Source organism: Pseudomonas sp. SDO5591_S426, assembly GCF_054070755.1.
The window spans coordinates 14,172-35,982 of sequence record NZ_JBSVXD010000034.1; the positions used below are offsets into that span (position 1 = coordinate 14,172).

Annotated in this window: 25 protein-coding genes; all 25 read right to left on the reverse strand. The window is 55.3% G+C overall.

Annotation, left to right across the window (positions count from 1 at the left end):
* Positions 1 to 2 precede the first annotated feature (2 nt).
* Positions 3 to 503 (reverse strand): 30S ribosomal protein S5, encoded by a 501-nt coding sequence (gene rpsE / locus ACW9JC_RS10060; protein ID WP_003186035.1) that lies wholly within the window; start codon positions 501 to 503, stop codon positions 3 to 5.
* A 3-nt stretch (positions 504 to 506) separates the two neighbouring features.
* Positions 507 to 857, reverse strand: coding sequence for a 50S ribosomal protein L18 (gene rplR, locus ACW9JC_RS10065; protein ID WP_003186037.1), 351 nt, complete (start codon positions 855 to 857; stop codon positions 507 to 509).
* A 10-nt stretch (positions 858 to 867) separates the two neighbouring features.
* On the reverse strand, positions 868 to 1,401 hold the full coding sequence (gene rplF, locus ACW9JC_RS10070) for a 50S ribosomal protein L6 (protein ID WP_003176412.1): 534 nt from the start codon (positions 1,399 to 1,401) through the stop codon (positions 868 to 870).
* A gap of 12 nt (positions 1,402 to 1,413) precedes the next feature.
* Positions 1,414 to 1,806, reverse strand: a complete 393-nt coding sequence (gene rpsH, locus ACW9JC_RS10075; protein ID WP_017848802.1) for a 30S ribosomal protein S8 — start codon at positions 1,804 to 1,806, stop codon at positions 1,414 to 1,416.
* A 209-nt stretch (positions 1,807 to 2,015) separates the two neighbouring features.
* Entirely contained in the window at positions 2,016 to 2,321 is a 306-nt protein-coding gene (gene rpsN / locus ACW9JC_RS10080) for a 30S ribosomal protein S14 (protein WP_003176414.1), read from the reverse strand.
* Between the two features lie 13 nt (positions 2,322 to 2,334).
* Positions 2,335 to 2,874: a 50S ribosomal protein L5 gene (rplE, locus tag ACW9JC_RS10085; RefSeq protein ID WP_003210069.1), complete on the reverse strand. Its 540-nt coding sequence runs from the start codon at positions 2,872 to 2,874 to the stop codon at positions 2,335 to 2,337.
* 22 nt (positions 2,875 to 2,896) lie between these two features.
* Positions 2,897 to 3,211: a 50S ribosomal protein L24 gene (gene rplX / locus ACW9JC_RS10090; RefSeq protein ID WP_003176416.1), complete on the reverse strand. Its 315-nt coding sequence runs from the start codon at positions 3,209 to 3,211 to the stop codon at positions 2,897 to 2,899.
* An 11-nt stretch (positions 3,212 to 3,222) separates the two neighbouring features.
* Positions 3,223 to 3,591 carry a 50S ribosomal protein L14 gene (gene rplN, locus ACW9JC_RS10095; RefSeq protein WP_002555479.1) on the reverse strand — a complete coding sequence of 123 codons (369 nt, stop codon included), beginning with the start codon at positions 3,589 to 3,591 and terminating at the stop codon, positions 3,223 to 3,225.
* Positions 3,592 to 3,614: 23 nt separating this feature from the next.
* The gene (rpsQ, locus tag ACW9JC_RS10100; RefSeq protein ID WP_003176419.1) at positions 3,615 to 3,881 is read right to left on the reverse strand and encodes a 30S ribosomal protein S17; all 267 of its coding nucleotides are present in this window, start codon (positions 3,879 to 3,881) and stop codon (positions 3,615 to 3,617) included.
* A gap of 2 nt (positions 3,882 to 3,883) precedes the next feature.
* Complete coding sequence (gene rpmC / locus ACW9JC_RS10105) at positions 3,884 to 4,075, reverse strand: 50S ribosomal protein L29 (RefSeq protein ID WP_002555481.1); 192 nt, start codon at positions 4,073 to 4,075, stop codon at positions 3,884 to 3,886.
* Positions 4,075 to 4,488: a 50S ribosomal protein L16 gene (gene rplP, locus ACW9JC_RS10110; protein WP_003228729.1), complete on the reverse strand. Its 414-nt coding sequence runs from the start codon at positions 4,486 to 4,488 to the stop codon at positions 4,075 to 4,077. The genes rpmC and rplP overlap by 1 nt, the downstream gene beginning before the upstream one ends.
* Positions 4,489 to 4,500: 12 nt before the next feature.
* On the reverse strand, positions 4,501 to 5,187 hold the full coding sequence (gene rpsC / locus ACW9JC_RS10115; RefSeq protein ID WP_003176422.1) for a 30S ribosomal protein S3: 687 nt from the start codon (positions 5,185 to 5,187) through the stop codon (positions 4,501 to 4,503).
* Positions 5,188 to 5,200: 13 nt separating this feature from the next.
* Positions 5,201 to 5,533 (reverse strand): 50S ribosomal protein L22, encoded by a 333-nt coding sequence (gene rplV, locus ACW9JC_RS10120; protein WP_003103908.1) that lies wholly within the window; start codon positions 5,531 to 5,533, stop codon positions 5,201 to 5,203.
* Between the two features lie 11 nt (positions 5,534 to 5,544).
* Positions 5,545 to 5,820, reverse strand: a complete 276-nt coding sequence (gene rpsS, locus ACW9JC_RS10125; RefSeq protein WP_002555486.1) for a 30S ribosomal protein S19 — start codon at positions 5,818 to 5,820, stop codon at positions 5,545 to 5,547.
* 16 nt (positions 5,821 to 5,836) lie between these two features.
* A complete protein-coding gene (rplB, locus tag ACW9JC_RS10130; RefSeq protein WP_008018194.1) occupies positions 5,837 to 6,661 on the reverse strand; it encodes a 50S ribosomal protein L2 in 825 nt (274 codons plus the stop codon).
* A gap of 14 nt (positions 6,662 to 6,675) precedes the next feature.
* On the reverse strand, positions 6,676 to 6,975 hold the full coding sequence (rplW, locus tag ACW9JC_RS10135; protein ID WP_002555488.1) for a 50S ribosomal protein L23: 300 nt from the start codon (positions 6,973 to 6,975) through the stop codon (positions 6,676 to 6,678).
* Positions 6,972 to 7,574 (reverse strand): 50S ribosomal protein L4, encoded by a 603-nt coding sequence (gene rplD / locus ACW9JC_RS10140; RefSeq protein ID WP_003228735.1) that lies wholly within the window; start codon positions 7,572 to 7,574, stop codon positions 6,972 to 6,974. Before rplD ends, rplW begins: the two co-directional genes overlap by 4 nt.
* A gap of 12 nt (positions 7,575 to 7,586) precedes the next feature.
* The gene (gene rplC / locus ACW9JC_RS10145) at positions 7,587 to 8,222 is read right to left on the reverse strand and encodes a 50S ribosomal protein L3 (RefSeq protein WP_003186059.1); all 636 of its coding nucleotides are present in this window, start codon (positions 8,220 to 8,222) and stop codon (positions 7,587 to 7,589) included.
* Between the two features lie 80 nt (positions 8,223 to 8,302).
* Positions 8,303 to 8,614, reverse strand: coding sequence for a 30S ribosomal protein S10 (gene rpsJ, locus ACW9JC_RS10150; protein ID WP_003186070.1), 312 nt, complete (start codon positions 8,612 to 8,614; stop codon positions 8,303 to 8,305).
* Between the two features lie 157 nt (positions 8,615 to 8,771).
* Complete coding sequence (gene tuf / locus ACW9JC_RS10155) at positions 8,772 to 9,965, reverse strand: elongation factor Tu (protein ID WP_338583422.1); 1,194 nt, start codon at positions 9,963 to 9,965, stop codon at positions 8,772 to 8,774.
* A 30-nt stretch (positions 9,966 to 9,995) separates the two neighbouring features.
* Positions 9,996 to 12,101, reverse strand: coding sequence for an elongation factor G (gene fusA, locus ACW9JC_RS10160; RefSeq protein ID WP_338583424.1), 2,106 nt, complete (start codon positions 12,099 to 12,101; stop codon positions 9,996 to 9,998).
* Positions 12,102 to 12,131: 30 nt separating this feature from the next.
* A complete protein-coding gene (gene rpsG / locus ACW9JC_RS10165; protein WP_002555493.1) occupies positions 12,132 to 12,602 on the reverse strand; it encodes a 30S ribosomal protein S7 in 471 nt (156 codons plus the stop codon).
* A gap of 120 nt (positions 12,603 to 12,722) precedes the next feature.
* Positions 12,723 to 13,094 (reverse strand): 30S ribosomal protein S12, encoded by a 372-nt coding sequence (gene rpsL, locus ACW9JC_RS10170; RefSeq protein ID WP_002555494.1) that lies wholly within the window; start codon positions 13,092 to 13,094, stop codon positions 12,723 to 12,725.
* Between the two features lie 216 nt (positions 13,095 to 13,310).
* Complete coding sequence (rpoC, locus tag ACW9JC_RS10175) at positions 13,311 to 17,510, reverse strand: DNA-directed RNA polymerase subunit beta' (RefSeq protein ID WP_338583426.1); 4,200 nt, start codon at positions 17,508 to 17,510, stop codon at positions 13,311 to 13,313.
* Between the two features lie 64 nt (positions 17,511 to 17,574).
* Complete coding sequence (gene rpoB, locus ACW9JC_RS10180) at positions 17,575 to 21,648, reverse strand: DNA-directed RNA polymerase subunit beta (RefSeq protein ID WP_338583428.1); 4,074 nt, start codon at positions 21,646 to 21,648, stop codon at positions 17,575 to 17,577.
* Positions 21,649 to 21,811: the final 163 nt, after the last annotated feature.

Consider the following 21,811-nt stretch of genomic DNA (forward strand, 5'->3'; position numbering starts at 1 on the left):
GATCAGAAGATCTCCTTGACGCTTTTGCCACGCTTGGCGGCAATGGATTCAGGAGACTGCATTGCTTTCAAACCCTTGAAAGTGGCGTGAACCACGTTTACCGGGTTAGTCGAGCCGTAGCACTTGGCCAGAACGTTCTGAACGCCAGCAACTTCGAGAACGGCACGCATAGCGCCGCCAGCGATGATACCGGTACCTTCAGAAGCAGGCTGCATGTACACCTTCGAAGCGCCGTGAGCGGACTTCATTGCGTACTGCAGAGTGGTGCCGTTCAGATCAACCTGGATCATGTTGCGGCGAGCAGCTTCCATTGCCTTCTGGATCGCAGCAGGCACTTCACGCGACTTGCCACGGCCGAAGCCAACACGGCCTTTACCATCACCAACCACGGTCAACGCGGTGAAGGTGAAGATACGGCCGCCTTTAACGGTTTTGGCTACGCGGTTAACTTGAACCAGCTTCTCGATGTAGCCTTCGTCGCGCTTTTGGTCGTTATTTGACATAACTTAGAACTCCAGCCCAGCTTCACGAGCAGCATCAGCCAGCGCTTTAACGCGGCCGTGGTACTTGAAGCCAGAGCGGTCGAAAGCCACCTGCGAGACGCCAGCGGCCTTAGCACGCGTAGCGACCAGCTGGCCAACCTTAGTGGCCGCGTCGATGTTGCCAGTGGCGCCATCACGCAGTTCTTTATCCAAAGTCGAGGCAGATGCCAGGACTTTGTTGCCGTCGGCCGAAATGACCTGGGCGTAGATGTGCTGCGAAGAGCGGAACACGCAGAGACGCACGACTTCGAGTTCGTGCATTTTCAGGCGTGCTTTGCGAGCGCGACGCAGTCGAGTAACTTTTTTGTCGGTCATTTGCTATGCCCTACTTCTTCTTGGCTTCTTTACGACGGACGACTTCGTCCGCGTAGCGCACACCTTTGCCTTTGTACGGCTCTGGTGGACGGAAGTCGCGGATCTCGGCGGCCACTTGACCTACCAGCTGCTTGTCGATGCCCTTGATCAGGATATCGGTCTGGCTAGGAGTCTCAGCGGTGATGCCTTCCGGCAGTTCGTAATCCACTGGGTGCGAGAAGCCAAGAGCCAGGTTCAGCACTGTGCCTTTTGCTTGCGCTTTGTAACCAACACCGACCAGCTGGAGCTTGCGCTCGAAGCCTTGGCTTACGCCTTGGACCATGTTGTTTACCAACGCACGAGTGGTACCAGCCATTGCGCGAGTCTGTTGATCGCCATTGCGAGCAGCGAAACGCAGCTCACCAGCTTCTTCAACGATCTCAACGGACGAATGGATGTTCAGTTCGAGAGTGCCCTTGGCACCCTTCACCGAAAGCTGTTGGCCTGCGAATTTTACTTCGACACCGGCTGGCAGCTTAACGGGGTTCTTAGCGACGCGAGACATGCTTATCCCCCCTTAGAACACAGTGCAAAGAACTTCGCCGCCGACACCGGCAGCGCGCGCAGCACGATCAGTCATCACACCCTTGTTGGTGGAGACGATAGACACACCGAGACCGCCACGAACTTTCGGCAGATCTTCGACGGACTTGTACTGACGCAGGCCTGGACGGCTAACGCGCTTCACTTCTTCGATAACCGGACGGCCTTCGAAATATTTCAGCTCGATAGACAGCAGTGGTTTGATTTCGCTGCTGATCTGATAACCCGCAATGTAACCTTCGTCCTTCAGGACTTTGGCAACAGCTACCTTCAAAGTAGAAGATGGCATGCTTACGACGGACTTTTCAGCCATCTGGGCATTACGGATTCGAGTTAGCATGTCCGCTAACGGGTCCTGCATACTCATGGGCTAGACGCTCCTAATACAGAAAAATTAGCCTTGCGGCTACTACGTGTCGCCGAGAATCTCCGAGCGTAGAAAACACGGGCTCAGGCGAGCCGGGTATTCTAGACACACCCCAGAAATGAATCAAGCCCCAAAAGGGGCTTGATTCAGATTCAAGGCCACCGGCGGTCAGGATCTTGCGAACCTGAACACCGAGACTTTGACAGTACTTACCAGCTGGCTTTAACCAGACCTGGTACGTCACCACGCATTGCCGCTTCACGCAGTTTGTTACGGCCGAGGCCGAACTTGCGGTAAACGCCGTGTGGACGACCGGTCAGGCGGCAGCGGTTACGCATGCGCGAAGCGCTTGCGTCACGTGGCTGCTTCTGCAGGGCTACTGTAGCTTCCCAACGCGCTTCTGGACTTGCGTTCAGATCGACGATGATTGCTTTCAGTGCTGCACGCTTCTTGGCGTACTTGGCAACCGTGAGCTGACGCTTCAGCTCGCGGTTTTTCATGCTCATCTTGGCCATGGTCCTACTCCAATCAGTTGCGGAACGGGAATTTGAACGCACGCAGCAGAGCGCGGCCTTCATCATCGTTCTTGGCAGTGGTGGTCAGGGTAATGTCCAGACCGCGGAGAGCATCGATCTTGTCGTAGTCGATTTCCGGGAAGATGATCTGCTCTTTTACGCCCATGCTGTAGTTACCACGACCATCGAAGGACTTGGCATTCAGGCCGCGGAAGTCGCGAACCCGAGGCAGGGAGATCGACAGCAGACGATCCAGGAACTCGTACATACGCTCACGGCGCAGGGTCACTTTGACGCCGATCGGCCAACCTTCACGGACTTTAAAGCCAGCGATGGATTTGCGAGCGTAGGTCACAACGACTTTCTGGCCGGTGATCTTTTCCAGGTCCGCAACAGCGTGCTCGATGACTTTTTTGTCGCCGATCGCTTCGCCCAGACCCATGTTCAGGGTGATTTTGGTAACGCGCGGAACTTCCATCACGTTCGAAAGCTTAAGTTCTTCCTTAAGTTTCGGAGCAATTTCCTTCCGGTAAATCTCTTTTAGTCGTGCCATGGTCTCATCTACCTAGCAGTGTTCAAGCATCAACCGCTTTTTGGGTCGACTTGAAGACACGAATTTTCTTGCCGTCTTCTACTTTGAAACCAACGCGGTCAGCCTTGTTGGTTTCGCCGTTGAAAATGGCGACGTTAGAAGCATCCAGTGGAGCTTCTTTTTCGACGATACCGCCCTGCACGCCCGACATCGGGTTAGGCTTGGTATGACGCTTGACCAGGTTCAGACCACCAATAACCAGACGGTTGTTAGCGAGAACCTTAAGCACCTTACCGCGCTTACCTTTGTCTTTGCCGGCGATCACGATGATCTCGTCGTCACGACGAATCTTTTGCATGTCGGATCTCCTTACAGCACTTCTGGGGCGAGCGAGACGATCTTCATGAACTTCTCAGTACGAAGTTCACGGGTCACTGGCCCAAAGATACGGGTGCCGATCGGCTCTTGCTTGTTGTTCAGAAGAACAGCAGCGTTGCCATCAAAGCGGATAATGGAGCCATCAGCACGGCGTACGCCGTGACGAGTGCGGACTACAACAGCAGTCATCACTTGGCCTTTTTTCACTTTACCGCGAGGAATTGCTTCCTTGACGGTAACTTTGATGATGTCACCGATACCAGCGTAACGACGATGGGAGCCACCCAGCACCTTGATGCACATAACACGGCGAGCGCCGCTGTTATCGGCCACATCGAGCATGGATTGAGTCTGAATCATATAATTTCTCCGACCCCTAGTCCTTAGACTTCCACAGCGCGTTCGAGAACATCAACCAGCGCCCAAGACTTGGTCTTGGCCAAAGGACGAGTTTCACGAATAGTGACTTTGTCGCCGATGTGGCACTGATTGGTTTCGTCGTGCGCGTGCAGCTTAGTCGAACGCTTAACGTATTTACCGTAGATCGGGTGCTTAACGCGACGCTCGATCAGAACGGTGATGGTTTTGTCCATCTTGTCGCTGACAACACGGCCAGTCAGCGTACGGACAGTTTTTTCGGCTTCAGCCATGATTACTTACCTGCCTGCTGGTTGAGCACAGTCTTCACGCGAGCGATGTCACGCTTAACTTGCGAGAGCAGATGAGACTGCCCCAACTGGCCAGTTGCTTTCTGCATACGCAGATTGAACTGGTCGCGCAGCAGGCCGAGCAGTTGCTCGTTCAGCTGCTGTGCGGATTTTTCACGAAGTTCATTCGCTTTCATCACATCACCGTCCGTTTAACAAAGGAGGTGGCGAGCGGCAGCTTTGCAGCAGCCAGGGCGAAAGCCTCACGCGCCAGCTCTTCAGAAACACCCTCGATTTCATACAGGACTTTGCCTGGCTGAATCTGGGCAACCCAGTATTCCACGTTACCCTTACCTTTACCCATCCGCACTTCGAGAGGCTTCTTGGAGATCGGCTTGTCCGGGAATACACGGATCCAGATCTTGCCGCCACGTTTTACGTGACGGGTCAGAGCACGACGCGCTGACTCGATCTGACGAGCGGTGAGACGACCACGAGCAACAGACTTCAGCGCGAACTCGCCGAAGCTGACTTTGCTACCGCGCAATGCCAGGCCACGGTTGTGACCAGTCATTTGCTTGCGGAACTTCGTACGCTTTGGTTGCAACATTTGGCGTACCCCTTACTTAGCAGCTTTTTTACGAGGCGCTGGTGCTTGTGGTTTCAGTTCTTCTTGGCGACCACCAATTACTTCGCCTTTGAAGATCCAAACCTTTACACCGATCACACCGTAGGTGGTGTGAGCTTCGTAGTTGGCATAGTCGATGTCGGCACGCAGGGTGTGCAGTGGCACACGACCTTCGCGATACCATTCAGTACGTGCGATTTCAGCACCGCCGAGACGACCGCTCACTTGGATTTTGATGCCTTTGGCACCAATGCGCATTGCGTTCTGTACAGCGCGCTTCATAGCGCGACGGAACATAACGCGACGCTCCAGCTGCTGAGCTACGCTCTGCGCAACCAGCATACCGTCGAGTTCCGGCTTGCGGATCTCTTCGATATTGATGTGCACAGGCACACCCATTTGCTTGGTCAGGTCCTGACGCAGTTTCTCAACATCTTCACCTTTCTTCCCGATAACGATACCTGGACGAGCGGTGTGGATGGTGATACGTGCAGTTTGGGCCGGACGATGGATATCGATACGGCTTACGGACGCGCTTTTTAGTTTGTCTTGGAGATACTCACGCACCTTCAGATCAGCGAACAAGTAGTCCGCATAAGTCCGACCGTCTGCGTACCAGACGGAGGTGTGCTCCTTGACGATTCCCAGGCGAATGCCAATGGGATGTACTTTCTGACCCATCTCTTCGACTCCGTTACTTGTCAGCAACCTTGACAGTGATATGGCAAGACCGCTTGACGATGCGATCAGCACGGCCTTTGGCACGTGGCATGATGCGCTTCAGCGAACGCCCTTCGTTGACGAAAACGGTGCTGACCTTCAGGTCATCAACGTCTGCGCCTTCGTTATGCTCGGCGTTGGCTACGGCCGACTCCAGCACTTTCTTCATGATCTCGGCGGCTTTCTTACTGCTGAAAGCCAACAGGTTGAGCGCTTCGCCCACCTTCTTCCCGCGGATCTGGTCGGCGACCAAGCGGGCTTTCTGGGCGGAGATTCGAGCGCCCGACAACTTAGCGGCTACTTCCATTTCCTAACCCCTTAACGCTTGGCTTTCTTGTCTGCCACGTGCCCACGATAAGTGCGGGTACCGGCGAACTCGCCCAGTTTGTGGCCGACCATGTCTTCGTTAACGAGAACTGGGACGTGTTGACGACCGTTGTGTACTGCGATGGTCAGACCGACCATTTGTGGCAGGATCATCGAACGACGCGACCAGGTTTTAACTGGTTTGCGATCGTTCTTTTCCGCCGCCACTTCGATCTTCTTCAGTAGGTGAAGATCGATAAAAGGACCTTTTTTCAGAGAACGTGGCACTGTCGTATCCCTCTATTTACTTGCGACGACGGACGATCATTTTGTCGGTACGCTTATTACCACGAGTCTTCGCGCCCTTAGTCGGGAAGCCCCATGGCGATACCGGATGACGACCACCAGAGGTACGACCTTCACCACCACCATGTGGGTGGTCAACCGGGTTCATGGCAACACCACGAACGGTTGGGCGAACGCCACGCCAGCGTTTGGCACCAGCTTTACCCAGCGAACGCAGGCTGTGCTCGGAGTTCGAGACTTCGCCCAGGGTCGCACGGCATTCAGCCAGGACTTTACGCATTTCACCGGAACGCAGACGCAGGGTAACGTACACGCCTTCACGAGCGATCAGCTGAGCCGAAGCACCAGCGGAACGAGCGATCTGTGCGCCTTTACCTGGCTTCAGTTCGATGCCGTGTACGGTAGAACCGACTGGAATGTTGCGCAGTTGCAGAGCGTTGCCTGGCTTGATTGGAGCCAGGGCACCTGCGATCAGCGTGTCGCCAGCACTCACGCCTTTAGGGGCGATGATGTAGCGGCGCTCGCCGTCTGCGTAGCAGAGCAGTGCGATGTGAGCAGTACGGTTTGGATCGTATTCGATACGCTCGACAGTGGCGACGATGCCATCTTTGTCGTTGCGACGGAAATCGACCATACGGTAATGCTGCTTATGACCACCACCGATGTGACGAGTGGTAATACGGCCATTGTTGTTACGACCACCAGTCTTCGACTTCTTCTCGAGCAGCGGTGCGTGAGGAGCGCCTTTATGCAGCTCCTGGTTGACCACCTTGACCACAAAACGGCGGCCAGGGGAAGTCGGTTTGCATTTAACGATTGCCATGATGCACCCCTTCCTTACTCAGCACTGCTGCTGAAATCGAGATCTTGGCCTGGCTGAAGGGAGATAACTGCCTTCTTCCAGTCATTACGCTTGCCCAGACCGCGAGCAGTGCGCTTGCTCTTACCCAGAACATTCAGGGTAGTAACACGCTCTACTTTCACGCTGAACAGGCTTTCGACGGCCTTCTTGATTTCCAGCTTGGTTGCGTCAGTAGCAACCTTGAAAACGAACTGGCCTTTCTTGTCTGCCAGAACCGTAGCCTTCTCGGAAACGTGCGGGCCAAGCAGAACTTTAAATACGCGTTCCTGGTTCATCCCAGCAGCTCCTCGAATTTCTTCACGGCCGACACGGTGATCAACACCTTGTCGTATGCGATCAGACTAACTGGATCGGAACCTTGCACGTCACGTACATCTACGTGCGGCAGGTTACGAGCAGCCAGGTACAGGTTCTGATCAACAGCGTCCGACACGATCAGAACGTCGGTCAGGCTCATGTTGTTCAGTTTGCCCAGCAGGTCTTTGGTTTTCGGCGTCTCAACGGCGAAATCCTGAACCACGACCAGACGATCAGTACGCACCAGCTCAGCAAGGATGGAACGCATTGCTGCGCGGTACATCTTCTTGTTCAGCTTCTGGGAGTGATCCTGAGGACGAGCTGCGAAAGTGGTACCGCCGCCACGCCAGATTGGGCTACGGATAGTACCGGCACGAGCACGGCCAGTACCTTTCTGACGCCATGGGCGCTTACCGCCACCACGAACGTCGGAACGGGTCTTTTGCTGCTTGGAACCCTGACGACCGCCAGCCATGTAGGCCACGACTGCTTGGTGAACCAGCGTCTCGTTGAATTCGCCGCCAAATGTCAGTTCGGAAACTTCGATCGCTTGAGCGTCATTTACATTTAATTGCATGTCAGCTTCCCCTTAACCGCGAGCCTTGGCTGCTGGACGTACAACCAAGTTGCCGCCAGTAGCGCCAGGAACAGCGCCCTTGACCAACAACAGATTGCGTTCAGCGTCCACGCGCACTACTTCGAGGGACTGCACGGTCACGCGCTCAGCGCCCATATGACCGGACATTTTTTTGCCCTTGAATACACGACCAGGAGTCTGGCACTGGCCGATAGAGCCTGGAACGCGGTGGGATACGGAGTTACCGTGGGTGTTATCTTGCCCGCGGAAATTCCAACGCTTGATCGTACCCTGGAAGCCTTTACCTTTGGACTGACCGGTTACATCAACCAGTTGACCAGCGGCGAAGATTTCAGCGTTGATCAGATCGCCGGCCTGGTACTCGCCTTCTTCAAGGCGGAATTCCATTACGGTACGACCAGCGGCAACGTTCGCTTTAGCGAAGTGGCCAGCCTGAGCTGCTGTTACACGCGAAGCACGACGCTCGCCGACAGTGACTTGCACTGCACGATAGCCATCGGTCTCTTCAGTTTTGAACTGGGTGACGCGATTCGGCTCGATCTCAATGACCGTGACCGGAATGGAGACACCTTCTTCGGTGAAAATACGGGTCATACCGCATTTACGACCGACTACACCAATAGTCATGTTGTAAACCTCATGAGTGTACGGGGCTTTCACCCGCTATGGCCGCCCATTTCAGAGCGTTACACGACTAAGACCGAGTCTTAGCCGAGGCTGATCTGCACTTCCACACCGGCCGCAAGATCAAGCTTCATAAGAGCATCAACGGTTTTATCCGTTGGCTGGACGATGTCCAGAACGCGCTTATGAGTACGGATCTCATACTGGTCACGCGCGTCTTTGTTGACGTGCGGGGAGACCAGAACGGTGAACCGCTCTTTACGGGTAGGCAGTGGAATTGGACCACGCACTTGAGCACCAGTACGTTTCGCGGTTTCCACGATTTCCTGGGTTGATTGGTCGATCAGGCGATGGTCGAAAGCCTTCAACCTGATACGGATTTGCTGATTTTGCATTGGATTTCAGACTCCGGCTGCTATTCCCACCGGGCGCAATACGCCCGTTAAAAGGAGGCGCAATTCTATAGACGCCCCAGATAGGTGTCAACCCAATAAAAAAGCCCCCGCTGAGCGGGGGCTTTTTCAAAGCATCAAAGCCATCTCAAAAAAGAGATTACTCGATGATTTTGGCTACGACGCCAGCGCCGACGGTACGACCGCCTTCACGGATAGCGAAACGCAGACCATCTTCCATTGCGATGGTTTTGATCAGGGTAACAGTCATCTGAATGTTGTCACCTGGCATTACCATTTCAACGCCTTCTGGCAGCTCGCAGTTACCAGTCACGTCAGTAGTACGGAAGTAGAACTGTGGACGGTAGCCTTTGAAGAACGGAGTGTGACGACCGCCTTCTTCCTTGCTCAGAACGTAAACTTCTGCGGTGAACTTGGTGTGCGGCTTAACCGAACCCGGCTTAACCAGAACCTGACCACGCTCAACGTCGTCACGCTTGGTGCCACGCAGCAGAACGCCGCAGTTCTCGCCAGCACGACCTTCGTCGAGCAGCTTGCGGAACATTTCAACACCGGTGCAGGTGGTGACGGTAGTGTCACGCAGACCAACGATTTCCAGCGGATCTTGAACGCGAACGATACCGCGCTCGATACGACCGGTCACAACAGTACCACGACCCGAAATCGAGAATACGTCTTCGATTGGCATCAGGAATGGCTTGTCGATAGCGCGCTCTGGCTCTGGGATGTAGCTGTCCAGAGTTTCAACCAGTTTACGAACGGCAGTGGTGCCCATTTCGTTGTCGTCTTTGCCTTCCAGCGCCATACGAGCCGAACCGATGATGATTGGAGTGTCATCGCCCGGGAAGTCGTAGGTGGACAGCAGGTCGCGAACTTCCATCTCAACCAGTTCCAGCAGCTCAGCGTCGTCTACCAGGTCAGCCTTGTTCAGGAAAACCACGATGTACGGAACGCCTACCTGACGGGACAGCAGGATGTGCTCACGGGTTTGTGGCATCGGACCATCAGCGGCCGAGCAAACCAGGATCGCGCCGTCCATCTGGGCAGCACCAGTGATCATGTTCTTCACATAGTCAGCGTGACCTGGGCAGTCAACGTGAGCGTAGTGACGAATCTTCGAGTTGTACTCGACGTGCGCGGTGTTGATGGTGATACCACGAGCTTTTTCTTCTGGAGCGCTGTCGATTTTATCGAAATCAACGATTGCCGAACCGAAAACTTCGGAGCAAACGCGAGTCAGAGCTGCGGTCAGAGTGGTTTTACCGTGGTCAACGTGACCGATGGTGCCAACGTTGACGTGCGGTAGGGAACGATCAAATTTTTCTTTAGCCACGACAATTAACTCCTTGCCTAAAGGACTGAATCAGCCTTGTTTTTTGGTAACGGTTTCGACGATGTGCGACGGAGCCGTATTGTATTTTTTGAATTCCATAGAGTAGCTTGCGCGACCCTGGGACATCGAACGAACATCGGTCGCATAACCGAACATCTCGCCCAACGGAACTTCAGCACGGATAACCTTACCGGAAACCGTGTCTTCCATACCCAGAATCATGCCGCGACGACGATTAAGGTCGCCCATCACGTCACCCATATAGTCTTCAGGCGTAACAACCTCTACCGCCATGATCGGCTCGAGCAACTCACCACCGCCCTTCTGGGCCAGTTGCTTGGTCGCCATGGAAGCAGCCACCTTAAACGCCATCTCGTTCGAGTCGACGTCGTGGTAAGAACCATCAAACACGGTAGCCTTCAGGCCGATCAGCGGATAGCCGGCAACAACACCGTTCTTCATCTGCTCTTCGATACCCTTCTGGATAGCCGGGATGTATTCCTTAGGAACCACACCACCCACTACTTCGTTCAGGAATTGCAGACCTTCCTGACCTTCGTCAGCAGGTGCAAAGCGAATCCAGCAGTGACCGAACTGGCCACGACCGCCGGACTGACGAACGAACTTGCCTTCGATTTCGCAGCTCTTCGTGATGCGCTCACGATAGGAAACCTGAGGCTTACCGATGTTGGCTTCGACGTTGAACTCACGGCGCATCCGGTCAACCAGGATGTCCAGGTGCAGCTCGCCCATGCCAGAGATGATCGTTTGACCAGTCTCTTCATCAGTTTTGACGCGGAAAGACGGGTCTTCCTGAGCAAGTTTGCCCAGAGCGATACCCATTTTTTCCTGGTCATCCTTGGTCTTAGGCTCAACGGCAACCGAAATAACCGGCTCCGGGAAGTCCATGCGAACCAGGATGATTGGCTTGTCAGCGTTGCACAAAGTTTCACCAGTGGTGACGTCCTTCATGCCGATCAAGGCCGCGATGTCGCCAGCGCGTACTTCCTTGATTTCTTCACGGGCGTTTGCGTGCATTTGCACCATACGACCCACGCGCTCTTTCTTGCCTTTAACCGAGTTGATCACACCGTCGCCGGATGCCAACACGCCCGAGTAAACGCGGACGAAGGTCAAAGTACCCACGAATGGGTCGGTAGCGATCTTGAACGCCAGAGCCGAGAACGGCTCGTTGTCGTCTGCATGACGCTCCATTTCTTCTTCCTCGTTATCAGGGTTGGAACCCTTGATAGCAGGAATGTCGACAGGAGCAGGCAGGTAGTCGATAACGGCGTCGAGAACCAGGGGAACACCCTTGTTCTTGAAGGAAGAACCGCAAACAGCCAGAACGATCTCACCAGCGATAGTACGCTGACGCAGAGCACCCTTGATTTCCTCGATGGTGAGCTCTTCGCCCTCGAGGTACTTGTTCATCAGCTCTTCACTGGCTTCAGCCGCAGCCTCAACCATGTTGCTACGCCACTCTTCAGCCAGCTCCTGCAATTCAGCAGGGATAGCTTCGCGACGTGGAGTCATGCCTTTGTCAGCATCGTTCCAGTAAACCGCTTCCATGGACATCAGATCGATCTGACCCTGGAAGTTGTCTTCGGAACCGATAGCCAACTGGATAGGCACCGGAGTGTGACCCAGACGCTGCTTGATCTGAGCGATCACGCGCAGGAAGTTCGCGCCGGCACGGTCCATTTTGTTCACGTAAACAATACGTGGAACACCGTACTTGTTGGCTTGACGCCATACGGTTTCGGACTGAGGCTCAACGCCGGAAGTGCCGCAGAACACAACGACCGCGCCGTCGAGTACACGCAGGGAGCGTTCAACTTCAATGGTGAAGTCTACGTGACCCGGGGTGTCAATGACGTTGAAGCGGTATTGGTCTTTGTGCTGCTTCGCAGAACCCTGCCAGAAGGCGGTAATAGCAGCAGAAGTAATGGTAATACCACGCTCCTGCTCCTGAACCATCCAGTCTGTGGTCGCGGCGCCGTCATGCACCTCGCCCATCTTGTGACTTTTGCCAGTGTAAAAAAGGACGCGCTCGGTGGTGGTGGTTTTACCAGCATCCACGTGAGCAACGATACCAATGTTACGGTAGCGATTAATCGGTGTAGTACGAGCCATAAAGCCCTCGCAAAATTAGTGACGCTAAAATTAGAAGCGGTAGTGCGAGAAAGCCTTGTTGGCTTCAGCCATACGGTGCACGTCTTCACGCTTCTTAACTGCAGCACCTTTACCTTCGGCGGCGTCCAACAGTTCGCCAGCCAAACGCAGAGCCATAGACTTCTCGCCGCGCTTGCGGGCGAAGTCTACCAACCAGCGCATTGCCAGAGCGTTACGACGGGACGGACGAACTTCAACCGGAACCTGGTAAGTAGCACCGCCTACACGGCGCGACTTTACTTCGACCAGCGGAGCGATGGCGTCGAGAGCTTTCTCGAAGATTTCCAGGGGGTCGCTGTTCTTGCGTTCTTTAACCTTTTCCAGCGCGCCATAAACGATACGCTCGGCAACGGCTTTCTTGCCGCTTTCCATCACGTGGTTCATGAACTTGGCCAGGATTTGGCTTCCGTATTTTGGATCGTCAAGCACTTCGCGCTTGGCTGCTACGCGTCTTCTTGGCATGGATAAGCCCTCAAACGGTCTTCAGGTTCGCTCGGAATCGGTGCCCTGTACGGGACGCCTCCGACCTTACTCTTATCGACTCAGAAAAATAGATAATTCAGTTCTTACAAAAAGCCGCTACTACTTAGGCTTCTTGGTACCGTACTTCGAACGACCCTGGTTACGACCTTTAACGCCGGAAGTATCCAAAGAACCGCGAACGGTGTGGTAACGAACACCTGGCAAGTCTTTTACACGACCGCCGCGGATCAGTACCACGCTGTGCTCTTGCAGGTTGTGGCCTTCACCACCGATGTACGAGGAAACCTCGAAACCGTTGGTCAGACGCACACGGCATACTTTACGCAGTGCCGAGTTAGGTTTTTTCGGCGTAGTGGTATACACACGGGTGCACACGCCACGACGTTGCGGGCAGTTCTGCAGCGCAGGTACGTCGGATTTCTCGACGATACGCTTACGCGGCTGACGTACCAGCTGGTTGATAGTTGCCATCTACTAGCTCCACTGTTGTCTTGCGACGCTATTGTCTTGCAAGAAAAGCAAAATGGCAGGAACGAATCCCCGCCAAATTTAGGGGTACAAGAGTCTAAAGAGGATCTTGTCCCCAGTCAAGGCAAGGCCCCGACCTCTCCACCCATCGAACCTCGACAAATTGTCTCGATACGATGAACGGAGCTGCCAGGGCCTTACGCTCATTTATCGCAGAACTCAGTTACCGCTAGAGTTCAGCGCTTCGGTCAGTGCAGCTTCCACTTCACTGGCGCTTACGCGCAACGGCTTGTCGGCATCACGGCGACGCTTACGCTCGCTGTGGTACGCCAGACCGGTACCAGCCGGGATCAGACGACCCACGACCACGTTTTCTTTCAGGCCGCGCAGGTAATCGCGCTTGCCGGTTACCGCCGCTTCGGTCAGTACGCGAGTGGTTTCCTGGAAGGAAGCCGCCGAGATGAACGATTCGGTGGACAACGACGCCTTGGTGATACCCAGCAGAACGCGAGTGAACTTGGAGACAAACTTGTCTTCGCCGCTCAAACGCTCGTTCTCTACCAGAACGTGAGTCAATTCCATCTGGTCGCCCTTGATGAAACTGGAATCGCCGGATTCAGCGATTTCAACTTTACGCAGCATCTGACGCAGGATGGTCTCGATGTGCTTATCGTTGATCTTCACGCCTTGCAGACGGTAAACGTCCTGGATCTCGTTGACGATGTACTTGGCCAGCGCACTCACACCCAGCAGACGCAGGATGTCGTGTGGATCGCTTGGACCGTCGGAGATAACTTCGCCGCGGTTCACTTGTTCGCCTTCGAAGACGTTCAGGTGACGCCACTTCGGAATCAGCTCTTCATACGGATCGCTACCGTCGTTCGGGGTGATAACCAGACGGCGCTTTCCTTTGGTCTCTTTACCGAACGCGATGGTGCCGCTGACTTCAGCCAGAATCGACGCTTCTTTCGGACGACGTGCTTCGAACAAGTCGGCAACACGCGGCAGACCACCGGTGATGTCACGGGTCTTCGAAGTTTCTTGCGGGATACGAGCGATAACATCACCGATCGCAATCTTCGCACCGTCCGCTACACCGACGAGGGCGTTGGCTGGCAGGAAGTACTGAGCGATAACGTCAGTGCCTGGCAGCAACAGATCCTTGCCGTTGTCGTCGACCATCTTCACGGCAGGACGGATGTCTTTACCGGCAGCTGGACGATCCTTGGCGTCGAGTACTTCAATGTTGGTCATACCGGTCAATTCGTCAGTCTGACGCTTGATCGTGATGCCTTCTTCCATGCCCACGTAGGTCACGGTACCTTTCATTTCGGTAACGATCGGGTGAGTGTGCGGATCCCACTTGGCCACGATTGCGCCAGCGTCGACCTTGTCACCTTCTTTAACCGAAATCACGGCACCGTACGGCAGCTTGTAACGCTCACGCTCGCGACCGAAGTCATCAGCGATGGCCAGCTCACCGGAACGGGACACAGCAACCAGGTGACCATCCACGCGCTCTACGTGCTTCAGGTTATGCAGACGGACGGTACCGCCATTCTTCACCTGAACGCTGTCGGCTGCAGAGGTCCGGCTTGCCGCACCACCGATGTGGAACGTACGCATCGTCAGCTGGGTACCCGGCTCACCGATGGACTGGGCAGCGATAACGCCGACCGCTTCACCGATGTTCACCTGGTGACCACGAGCCAGATCGCGGCCGTAACACTTGGCGCAAATACCGAAGCGGGTTTCGCAGCTGATCGGCGAACGAACGATCACTTCGTCGATGCTGTTGAGTTCGATGAACTCGACCCACTTTTCGTCTACCAGGGTGCCGGCTGGAACGATAACGTCCTCGGTACCTGGCTTGAATACGTCCCGGGCGATAACTCGACCCAATACGCGCTCACCCAGCGGCTCTACAACGTCACCGCCTTCAATGTGCGGAGTCATCAGCAGACCGTGTTCGGTGCCGCAATCGATCTCGGTAACAACCAGATCTTGTGCAACGTCTACCAGACGACGAGTCAGGTAACCGGAGTTAGCCGTTTTCAACGCGGTATCCGCAAGACCCTTACGAGCACCGTGAGTTGAGATGAAGTACTGAAGTACGCTCAAACCTTCACGGAAGTTCGCGGTAATCGGCGTTTCAATGATGGAACCGTCCGGCTTGGCCATCAGGCCACGCATACCGGCCAGCTGACGAATCTGTGCTGCGGAACCCCGCGCACCCGAGTCAGCCATCATGTACATCGAGTTGAAGGATTCCTGGTCGACTTCGACACCATGACGGTCGATGACTTTCTCTTTCGAGAGGTTGGCCATCATCGCCTTGGAAACTTCGTCGTTCGCCTTGGACCAAAGGTCGATCACTTTGTTGTACTTCTCGCCCTGGGTTACCAGGCCGGAGGCGTACTGGCTTTCGATCTCTTTCACTTCATCAGTAGCAGCATTGATGATGCGGGCTTTTTCATCCGGGATAACGAAGTCGTTAACACCGATGGAAACGCCGGAAATGGTCGAATAAGCAAAACCGGTGTACATCAACTGGTCAGCGAAGATCACGGTCTCTTTCAAACCAACCACGCGGTAGCACTGGTTGATCAGCTTGGAGATCGCCTTTTTCTTCATCGGCAGGTTGACGACGTCGTACGACAGACCTTTTGGCACAACCTGGAACAACAGGGCACGGCCGACAGTAGTGTCGACGATACGGGTGTTGCTCACGCTGCCGCCATCACGGTCGTTGACGGTTTCGTTGATCCGCACCTTGACCTTGGCGTGCAGTGCGGCTTCGCCGGCACGGAACACACGGTCAACTTCCTGCAGATCCGCGAACACACGACCTTCGCCTTTGGCGTTGATCGCTTCACGAGTCATGTAGTACAGACCCAATACAACGTCCTGCGACGGAACGATGATTGGCTCACCGTTGGCTGGCGACAGAATGTTGTTGGTCGACATCATCAACGCACGCGCTTCGAGCTGGGCTTCCAGCGTCAGCGGTACGTGCACGGCCATTTGGTCGCCGTCGAAGTCGGCGTTGTACGCGGCGCACACCAGAGGGTGCAGCTGGATAGCCTTACCTTCGATCAGTACCGGTTCAAACGCCTGGATACCCAGACGGTGAAGGGTCGGTGCACGGTTGAGAAGAACCGGGTGTTCGCGAATCACTTCAGCGAGAACGTCCCAAACTTCCGGCAGCTCGCGCTCGACCATCTTCTTGGCAGCTTTGATGGTGGTAGCGAGACCACGCATTTCCAGCTTGCCGAAGATGAACGGCTTGAACAGCTCGAGAGCCATTTTCTTCGGCAGACCGCACTGGTGCAGACGCAGGGTCGGACCTACGGTAATTACCGAACGACCCGAGTAGTCAACACGCTTACCGAGCAAGTTCTGACGGAAACGACCCTGCTTACCCTTGATCATGTCAGCCAGGGATTTCAGAGGACGCTTGTTCGAACCGGTGATCGCACGGCCACGACGGCCGTTGTCGAGCAGTGCGTCGACAGCTTCCTGCAACATACGCTTTTCGTTGCGCACGATGATGTCCGGAGCGGACAGATCCAGCAGGCGCTTCAAACGGTTGTTACGGTTGATCACTCGACGATACAGATCGTTGAGGTCGGAAGTCGCGAAGCGACCGCCATCCAGCGGGACCAGTGGACGCAGATCTGGCGGCAGAACCGGCAGAACGGTCAGCACCATCCACTCTGGCAGGTTGCCGGAACCCTGGAAGGCTTCCATCAACTTCAGACGCTTGGACAGCTTCTTGATCTTGGTTTCGGAGTTGGTTTGCGGAATTTCTTCACGCAGACGGCCAATCTCGTGCTCCAGGTCGATAGCGTGCAGCAGTTCGCGGACAGCTTCGGCACCCATTCGGGCATCGAAATCGTCGCCGAATTCTTCCAGCGCTTCGAAGTACTGCTCGTCGTTCAGCAGCTGACCTTTTTCAAGGGTGGTCATGCCTGGATCGATAACGACGTAGCTCTCGAAGTAGAGAACGCGTTCGATATCACGCAGGGTCATGTCCATCAGCAAGCCGATACGGGACGGCAGCGATTTCAGGAACCAGATGTGGGCAACTGGCGAGGCCAGTTCGATGTGCGCCATGCGCTCACGACGAACTTTTGCCAGCGCGACTTCAACGCCGCACTTCTCGCAGATCACACCACGGTGCTTCAAGCGCTTGTACTTACCGCACAGGCACTCGTAATCCTTTACCGGGCCAAAGATCTTGGCGCAGAACAGGCCGTCACGCTCAGGTTTGAACGTACGGTAGTTGATGGTTTCCGGCTTTTTAACTTCACCGAACGACCACGAACGGATCATCTCAGGCGATGCCAATCCGATACGGATGGCGTCGAACTCTTCGACTTGACCCTGGTTTTTCAGCAAATTCAGTAGGTCTTTCAAGGCCTTTCCTCCTGGCGGAGCAGAGAGCGGGCAATCCTGCCCCGCTCTCGATTCGCGTCACGTGTTATTCGGTTTCCAGATCGATATCGATGCCGAGGGAACGAATTTCCTTGATCAACACGTTGAAGGACTCGGGCATGCCCGGCTCCATACGGTGATCGCCATCCACGATGTTTTTGTACATCTTGGTACGGCCGTTCACATCGTCCGACTTCACTGTGAGCATTTCTTGCAGAGTGTAAGCGGCACCGTATGCTTCCAGTGCCCAGACCTCCATCTCCCCGAAACGCTGACCACCGAACTGCGCCTTACCACCCAGCGGCTGCTGGGTAACCAGGCTGTACGAACCGGTAGAACGAGCGTGCATCTTGTCGTCTACCAAGTGGTTCAGCTTCAGCATGTACATGTAGCCAACGGTAACCGGGCGCTCGAACTTGTTGCCGGTACGGCCATCGGTCAGCTGCATCTGGCCGCTTTCTGGCAGGTCTGCCAGTTTCAGCATGGCCTTGATTTCGCTTTCCTTGGCGCCGTCGAACACTGGAGTGGCCATTGGAACGCCGCCACGCAGGTTTTGAGCCAGGTCCAGGATTTCCTGGTCCGAGAAGTCATCGAGGCTTTCCTGACGACCGCCGATCTCGTTGTAGATCTCGTGCAGGAATTTACGCAGCTCGGCAACTTTACGCTGCTCTTCAATCATGCGATTGATCTTCTCGCCCAGACCCTTGGCCGCGAGGCCCAGGTGGGTTTCGAGGATCTGACCAACGTTCATACGCGAAGGTACGCCCAACGGGTTGAGGACGACGTCGACCGGAGTGCCATTGGCATCGTGCGGCATGTCTTCAACCGGCATGATCACGGAGACCACACCCTTGTTACCGTGACGACCGGCCATCTTGTCGCCCGGCTGGATGCGACGACGGATTGCCAGGTAAACCTTGACGATTTTCAGCACGCCTGGAGCCAGGTCATCGCCCTGCTGCAGTTTGCGCTTCTTGTCTTCGAACTTGTCGTCCAGCAGACGGCGACGATCAACGATGTAAGCCTGAGCCTTCTCGAGCTGCTCGTTCAGAGCATCTTCAGCCATGCGCAGCTTGAACCACTGGCCGTGCTCAAGACCGTCGAGAACTTCGTCGGTGATGTCCTGGCCTTTCTTCAGACCGGCGCCGCCTTCGGCTTTGTGGCCGACCAGAGCGGAACGCAGACGTTCGAAAGTAGCGCCTTCAACGATGCGGAACTCTTCGTTCAGATCCTTGCGAATCTCGTCCAGCTGGGACTTCTCGATCGACAGTGCACGAGCATCACGCTCAACGCCGTCGCGGGTGAAGACCTGTACGTCGATGACAGTACCTTTGGTACCGGTAGGTACGCGCAGGGAAGTGTCTTTAACGTCGCTGGCTTTTTCACCGAAGATCGCACGCAGCAGTTTTTCTTCCGGAGTCAGCTGGGTCTCGCCTTTCGGAGTGACCTTACCGACCAGGATGTCGCCTGCGCCAACTTCAGCACCAACATAAACGATACCGGCTTCGTCCAGTTTGTTCAGTGCAGCCTCACCCACGTTCGGGATGTCCGCAGTGATTTCCTCTGGGCCAAGCTTGGTGTCACGGGCCACACAGGTCAGTTCCTGAATGTGGATCGTGGTGAAACGGTCTTCCTGAACAACTCGTTCCGACAAGCAGATGGAGTCTTCGAAGTTGTAACCGTTCCAGGCCATGAACGCGATGCGCATGTTCTGACCCAGCGCCAGTTCACCCATGTCGGTGGACGGACCGTCAGCCATGATGTCGCTGCGCTGAACCCGATCACCCTTCCGCACCAGCGGACGCTGGTTGATGCAGGTGTTCTGGTTGGAGCGGGTGTATTTGGTAAGGTTGTAGATGTCGACACCAGCTTCACCGGTTTCAACTTCGTCATCGGCAACACGAACCACGATACGGCTGGCATCAACGGAGTCGATCACGCCGCCACGACGAGCCACGACGCAAACGCCGGAGTCACGGGCTACGTTACGCTCCATGCCGGTACCTACCAGCGGCTTGTCAGCACGCAGGGTTGGTACAGCTTGACGTTGCATGTTCGAACCCATCAACGCACGGTTGGCGTCATCGTGCTCGAGGAACGGAATCAGCGACGCTGCAACCGAAACTACCTGCTTCGGCGATACGTCCATCAAGGTAACGTCTTCCGGCGCCTTGACGGTGAACTCGTTCAAGTGACGAACAGCTACCAGTTCGTCGATCAGCATCTTCTTGTCGTTCATCGTGGCCGAAGCCTGAGCGATCACGTGATCAGCTTCTTCGATGGCGGACAGGAACACGATCTCGTCGGTGACCAGTGCGTCTTTCACCACACGGTACGGGCTTTCCAGGAAGCCGTACTGGTTGGTGCGCGCATAGGCAGCCAGGGAGTTGATCAGACCGATGTTCGGACCTTCCGGCGTTTCGATCGGGCAAACACGACCGTAGTGCGTCGGGTGTACGTCACGAACTTCAAAGCCGGCACGCTCACGAGTCAAACCGCCAGGGCCGAGTGCAGAGACACGACGCTTGTGGGTGATCTCGGACAGCGGGTTGTTCTGGTCCATGAACTGGGACAGCTGGCTGGAACCGAAGAACTCTTTCACCGCCGCAGCCACTGGCTTGGCGTTGATCAGGTCTTGCGGCATCAGGCCTTCGCTTTCAGCCATCGACAGACGCTCTTTGACCGCACGCTCAACACGCACCAGGCCAACGCGGAACTGGTTCTCGGCCATTTCGCCTACGCAGCGAACACGACGGTTACCCAGGTGGTCGATGTCATCGACGATGCCTTTACCGTTACGGATGTCGACCAGGGTCTTCAGTACCGCGACGATGTCTTCCTTGCACAGCACGCCCGAACCTTCGATCTCGGTACGACCGATACGACGGTTGAACTTCATCCGGCCGACCGCAGACAGGTCATAGCGCTCAGGGCTGAAGAACAGGTTGTTGAACAGGGTTTCGGCAGCGTCTTTGGTTGGCGGCTCGCCAGGACGCATCATGCGATAGATCTCGACCAGCGCTTCCAGTTGGTTGCTGGTGGAGTCGATCTTCAGCGTGTCGGAGACGAACGGACCGCAGTCGATATCGTTGGTGTACAGAGTTTCGATGCGAACAACGCCGGCCTTGGCGATTTTCGCCAGGATCTCGGTGCTCAGCTCGGTGTTGCACTCTGCCAGGATTTCGCCGGTTGCCGGATGCACGATGACCTTGGCGGTAGTGCGACCCAGGACGTAGTCCAGAGGCACTTCCAGCTCTTTGATCCCGGCTTTTTCCAGCTGGTTGATGTGACGAGCAGTGATACGGCGACCTTGCTCGACAATAACCTTGCCTTTGTCGTCCAGGATATCCAGGACAGCGATTTCACCACGCAGGCGCTGAGGCACCAGTTCCAGGCTCAGGTTTTCGCCTTTCACGTGGAATACGTTGGTGGTGTAGAACGCGTCCAGCACTTCTTCAGTGGTATAGCCCAGCGCGCGCAGCAATACCGATGCAGGCAGCTTGCGACGACGGTCGATACGCACGAATACGCAGTCTTTCGGGTCGAACTCGAAGTCCAGCCACGAACCGCGGTAAGGAATGATGCGCGCGGAGTACAGCAGTTTACCGGAGCTGTGCGTCTTGCCACGGTCGTGGTCGAAGAACACGCCCGGGGAACGGTGCAGCTGAGAAACGATTACACGCTCGGTACCGTTGATTACGAAGGTACCGTTCTCAGTCATCAGGGGGATTTCACCCATGTAGACTTCTTGCTCTTTGATGTCCTTGATCGCTTTGTTCGACGACTCTTTGTCGAAAATGATCAGGCGCACTTTTACCCGCAAAGGTACGGCGTAAGTTACACCGCGCAATACGCATTCTTTGACATCAAATGCCGGTTCGCCCAGACGATATCCGACGTACTCCAGCGCAGCATTGCCGGAGTAGCTGATGATCGGGAAAACGGATTTGAAGGCCGCATGCAGGCCCACGTCGCGGAACTGATCTTTAGTCGCTCCCGCTTGCAAGAATTCACGATACGAATCCAGCTGGATGGCCAGGAGGTACGGCACATCCATGACGTCCGGCAACTTGCTAAAGTCCTTGCGGATACGTTTTTTCTCAGTATATGAGTAAGCCATCAGCGTTCCCCAGCTTGGTCACCTGCTTGTTTGGCCCCTCCCGACGGGAGCAGCCAGAAAATCGTGCAAACCCCATGGTTTGCGCCACCGCATCGGGTGGTACAGCACGTTATCAGCACCGACCCAGTCGGCTGCCAATAACGGAAAAAGGCCGGTGGCAAGT

Excerpts from the sequence above, each read along its gene's own strand:
- rpsE (WP_003186035.1), bottom strand. The coding sequence starts at position 503 with ATGTCAAATAACGACCAAAAGCGCGACGAAGGCTACATCGAGAAGCTG.
- rplR (WP_003186037.1), bottom strand. The coding sequence starts at position 857 with ATGACCGACAAAAAAGTTACTCGACTGCGTCGCGCTCGCAAAGCACGC.
- rplF (WP_003176412.1), bottom strand. The coding sequence starts at position 1,401 with ATGTCTCGCGTCGCTAAGAACCCCGTTAAGCTGCCAGCCGGTGTCGAA.
- rpsH (WP_017848802.1), bottom strand. The coding sequence starts at position 1,806 with ATGAGTATGCAGGACCCGTTAGCGGACATGCTAACTCGAATCCGTAAT.
- rpsN (WP_003176414.1), bottom strand. The coding sequence starts at position 2,321 with ATGGCCAAGATGAGCATGAAAAACCGCGAGCTGAAGCGTCAGCTCACG.
- rplE (WP_003210069.1), bottom strand. The coding sequence starts at position 2,874 with ATGGCACGACTAAAAGAGATTTACCGGAAGGAAATTGCTCCGAAACTT.
- rplX (WP_003176416.1), bottom strand. The coding sequence starts at position 3,211 with ATGCAAAAGATTCGTCGTGACGACGAGATCATCGTGATCGCCGGCAAA.
- rplN (WP_002555479.1), bottom strand. The coding sequence starts at position 3,591 with ATGATTCAGACTCAATCCATGCTCGATGTGGCCGATAACAGCGGCGCT.
- rpsQ (WP_003176419.1), bottom strand. The coding sequence starts at position 3,881 with ATGGCTGAAGCCGAAAAAACTGTCCGTACGCTGACTGGCCGTGTTGTC.
- rpmC (WP_002555481.1), bottom strand. The coding sequence starts at position 4,075 with ATGAAAGCGAATGAACTTCGTGAAAAATCCGCACAGCAGCTGAACGAG.
- rplP (WP_003228729.1), bottom strand. The coding sequence starts at position 4,488 with ATGTTGCAACCAAAGCGTACGAAGTTCCGCAAGCAAATGACTGGTCAC.
- rpsC (WP_003176422.1), bottom strand. The coding sequence starts at position 5,187 with ATGGGTCAGAAAGTACATCCCATTGGCATTCGCCTGGGAATCGTCAAG.
- rplV (WP_003103908.1), bottom strand. The coding sequence starts at position 5,533 with ATGGAAGTAGCCGCTAAGTTGTCGGGCGCTCGAATCTCCGCCCAGAAA.
- rplB (WP_008018194.1), bottom strand. The coding sequence starts at position 6,661 with ATGGCAATCGTTAAATGCAAACCGACTTCCCCTGGCCGCCGTTTTGTG.
- rplW (WP_002555488.1), bottom strand. The coding sequence starts at position 6,975 with ATGAACCAGGAACGCGTATTTAAAGTTCTGCTTGGCCCGCACGTTTCC.
- rplD (WP_003228735.1), bottom strand. The coding sequence starts at position 7,574 with ATGCAATTAAATGTAAATGACGCTCAAGCGATCGAAGTTTCCGAACTG.
- rplC (WP_003186059.1), bottom strand. The coding sequence starts at position 8,222 with ATGACTATTGGTGTAGTCGGTCGTAAATGCGGTATGACCCGTATTTTC.
- rpsJ (WP_003186070.1), bottom strand. The coding sequence starts at position 8,614 with ATGCAAAATCAGCAAATCCGTATCAGGTTGAAGGCTTTCGACCATCGC.
- fusA (WP_338583424.1), bottom strand. The coding sequence starts at position 12,101 with ATGGCTCGTACTACACCGATTAATCGCTACCGTAACATTGGTATCGTT.
- rpsG (WP_002555493.1), bottom strand. The coding sequence starts at position 12,602 with ATGCCAAGAAGACGCGTAGCAGCCAAGCGCGAAGTGCTTGACGATCCA.
- rpsL (WP_002555494.1), bottom strand. The coding sequence starts at position 13,094 with ATGGCAACTATCAACCAGCTGGTACGTCAGCCGCGTAAGCGTATCGTC.
- rpoB (WP_338583428.1), bottom strand. The coding sequence starts at position 21,648 with ATGGCTTACTCATATACTGAGAAAAAACGTATCCGCAAGGACTTTAGC.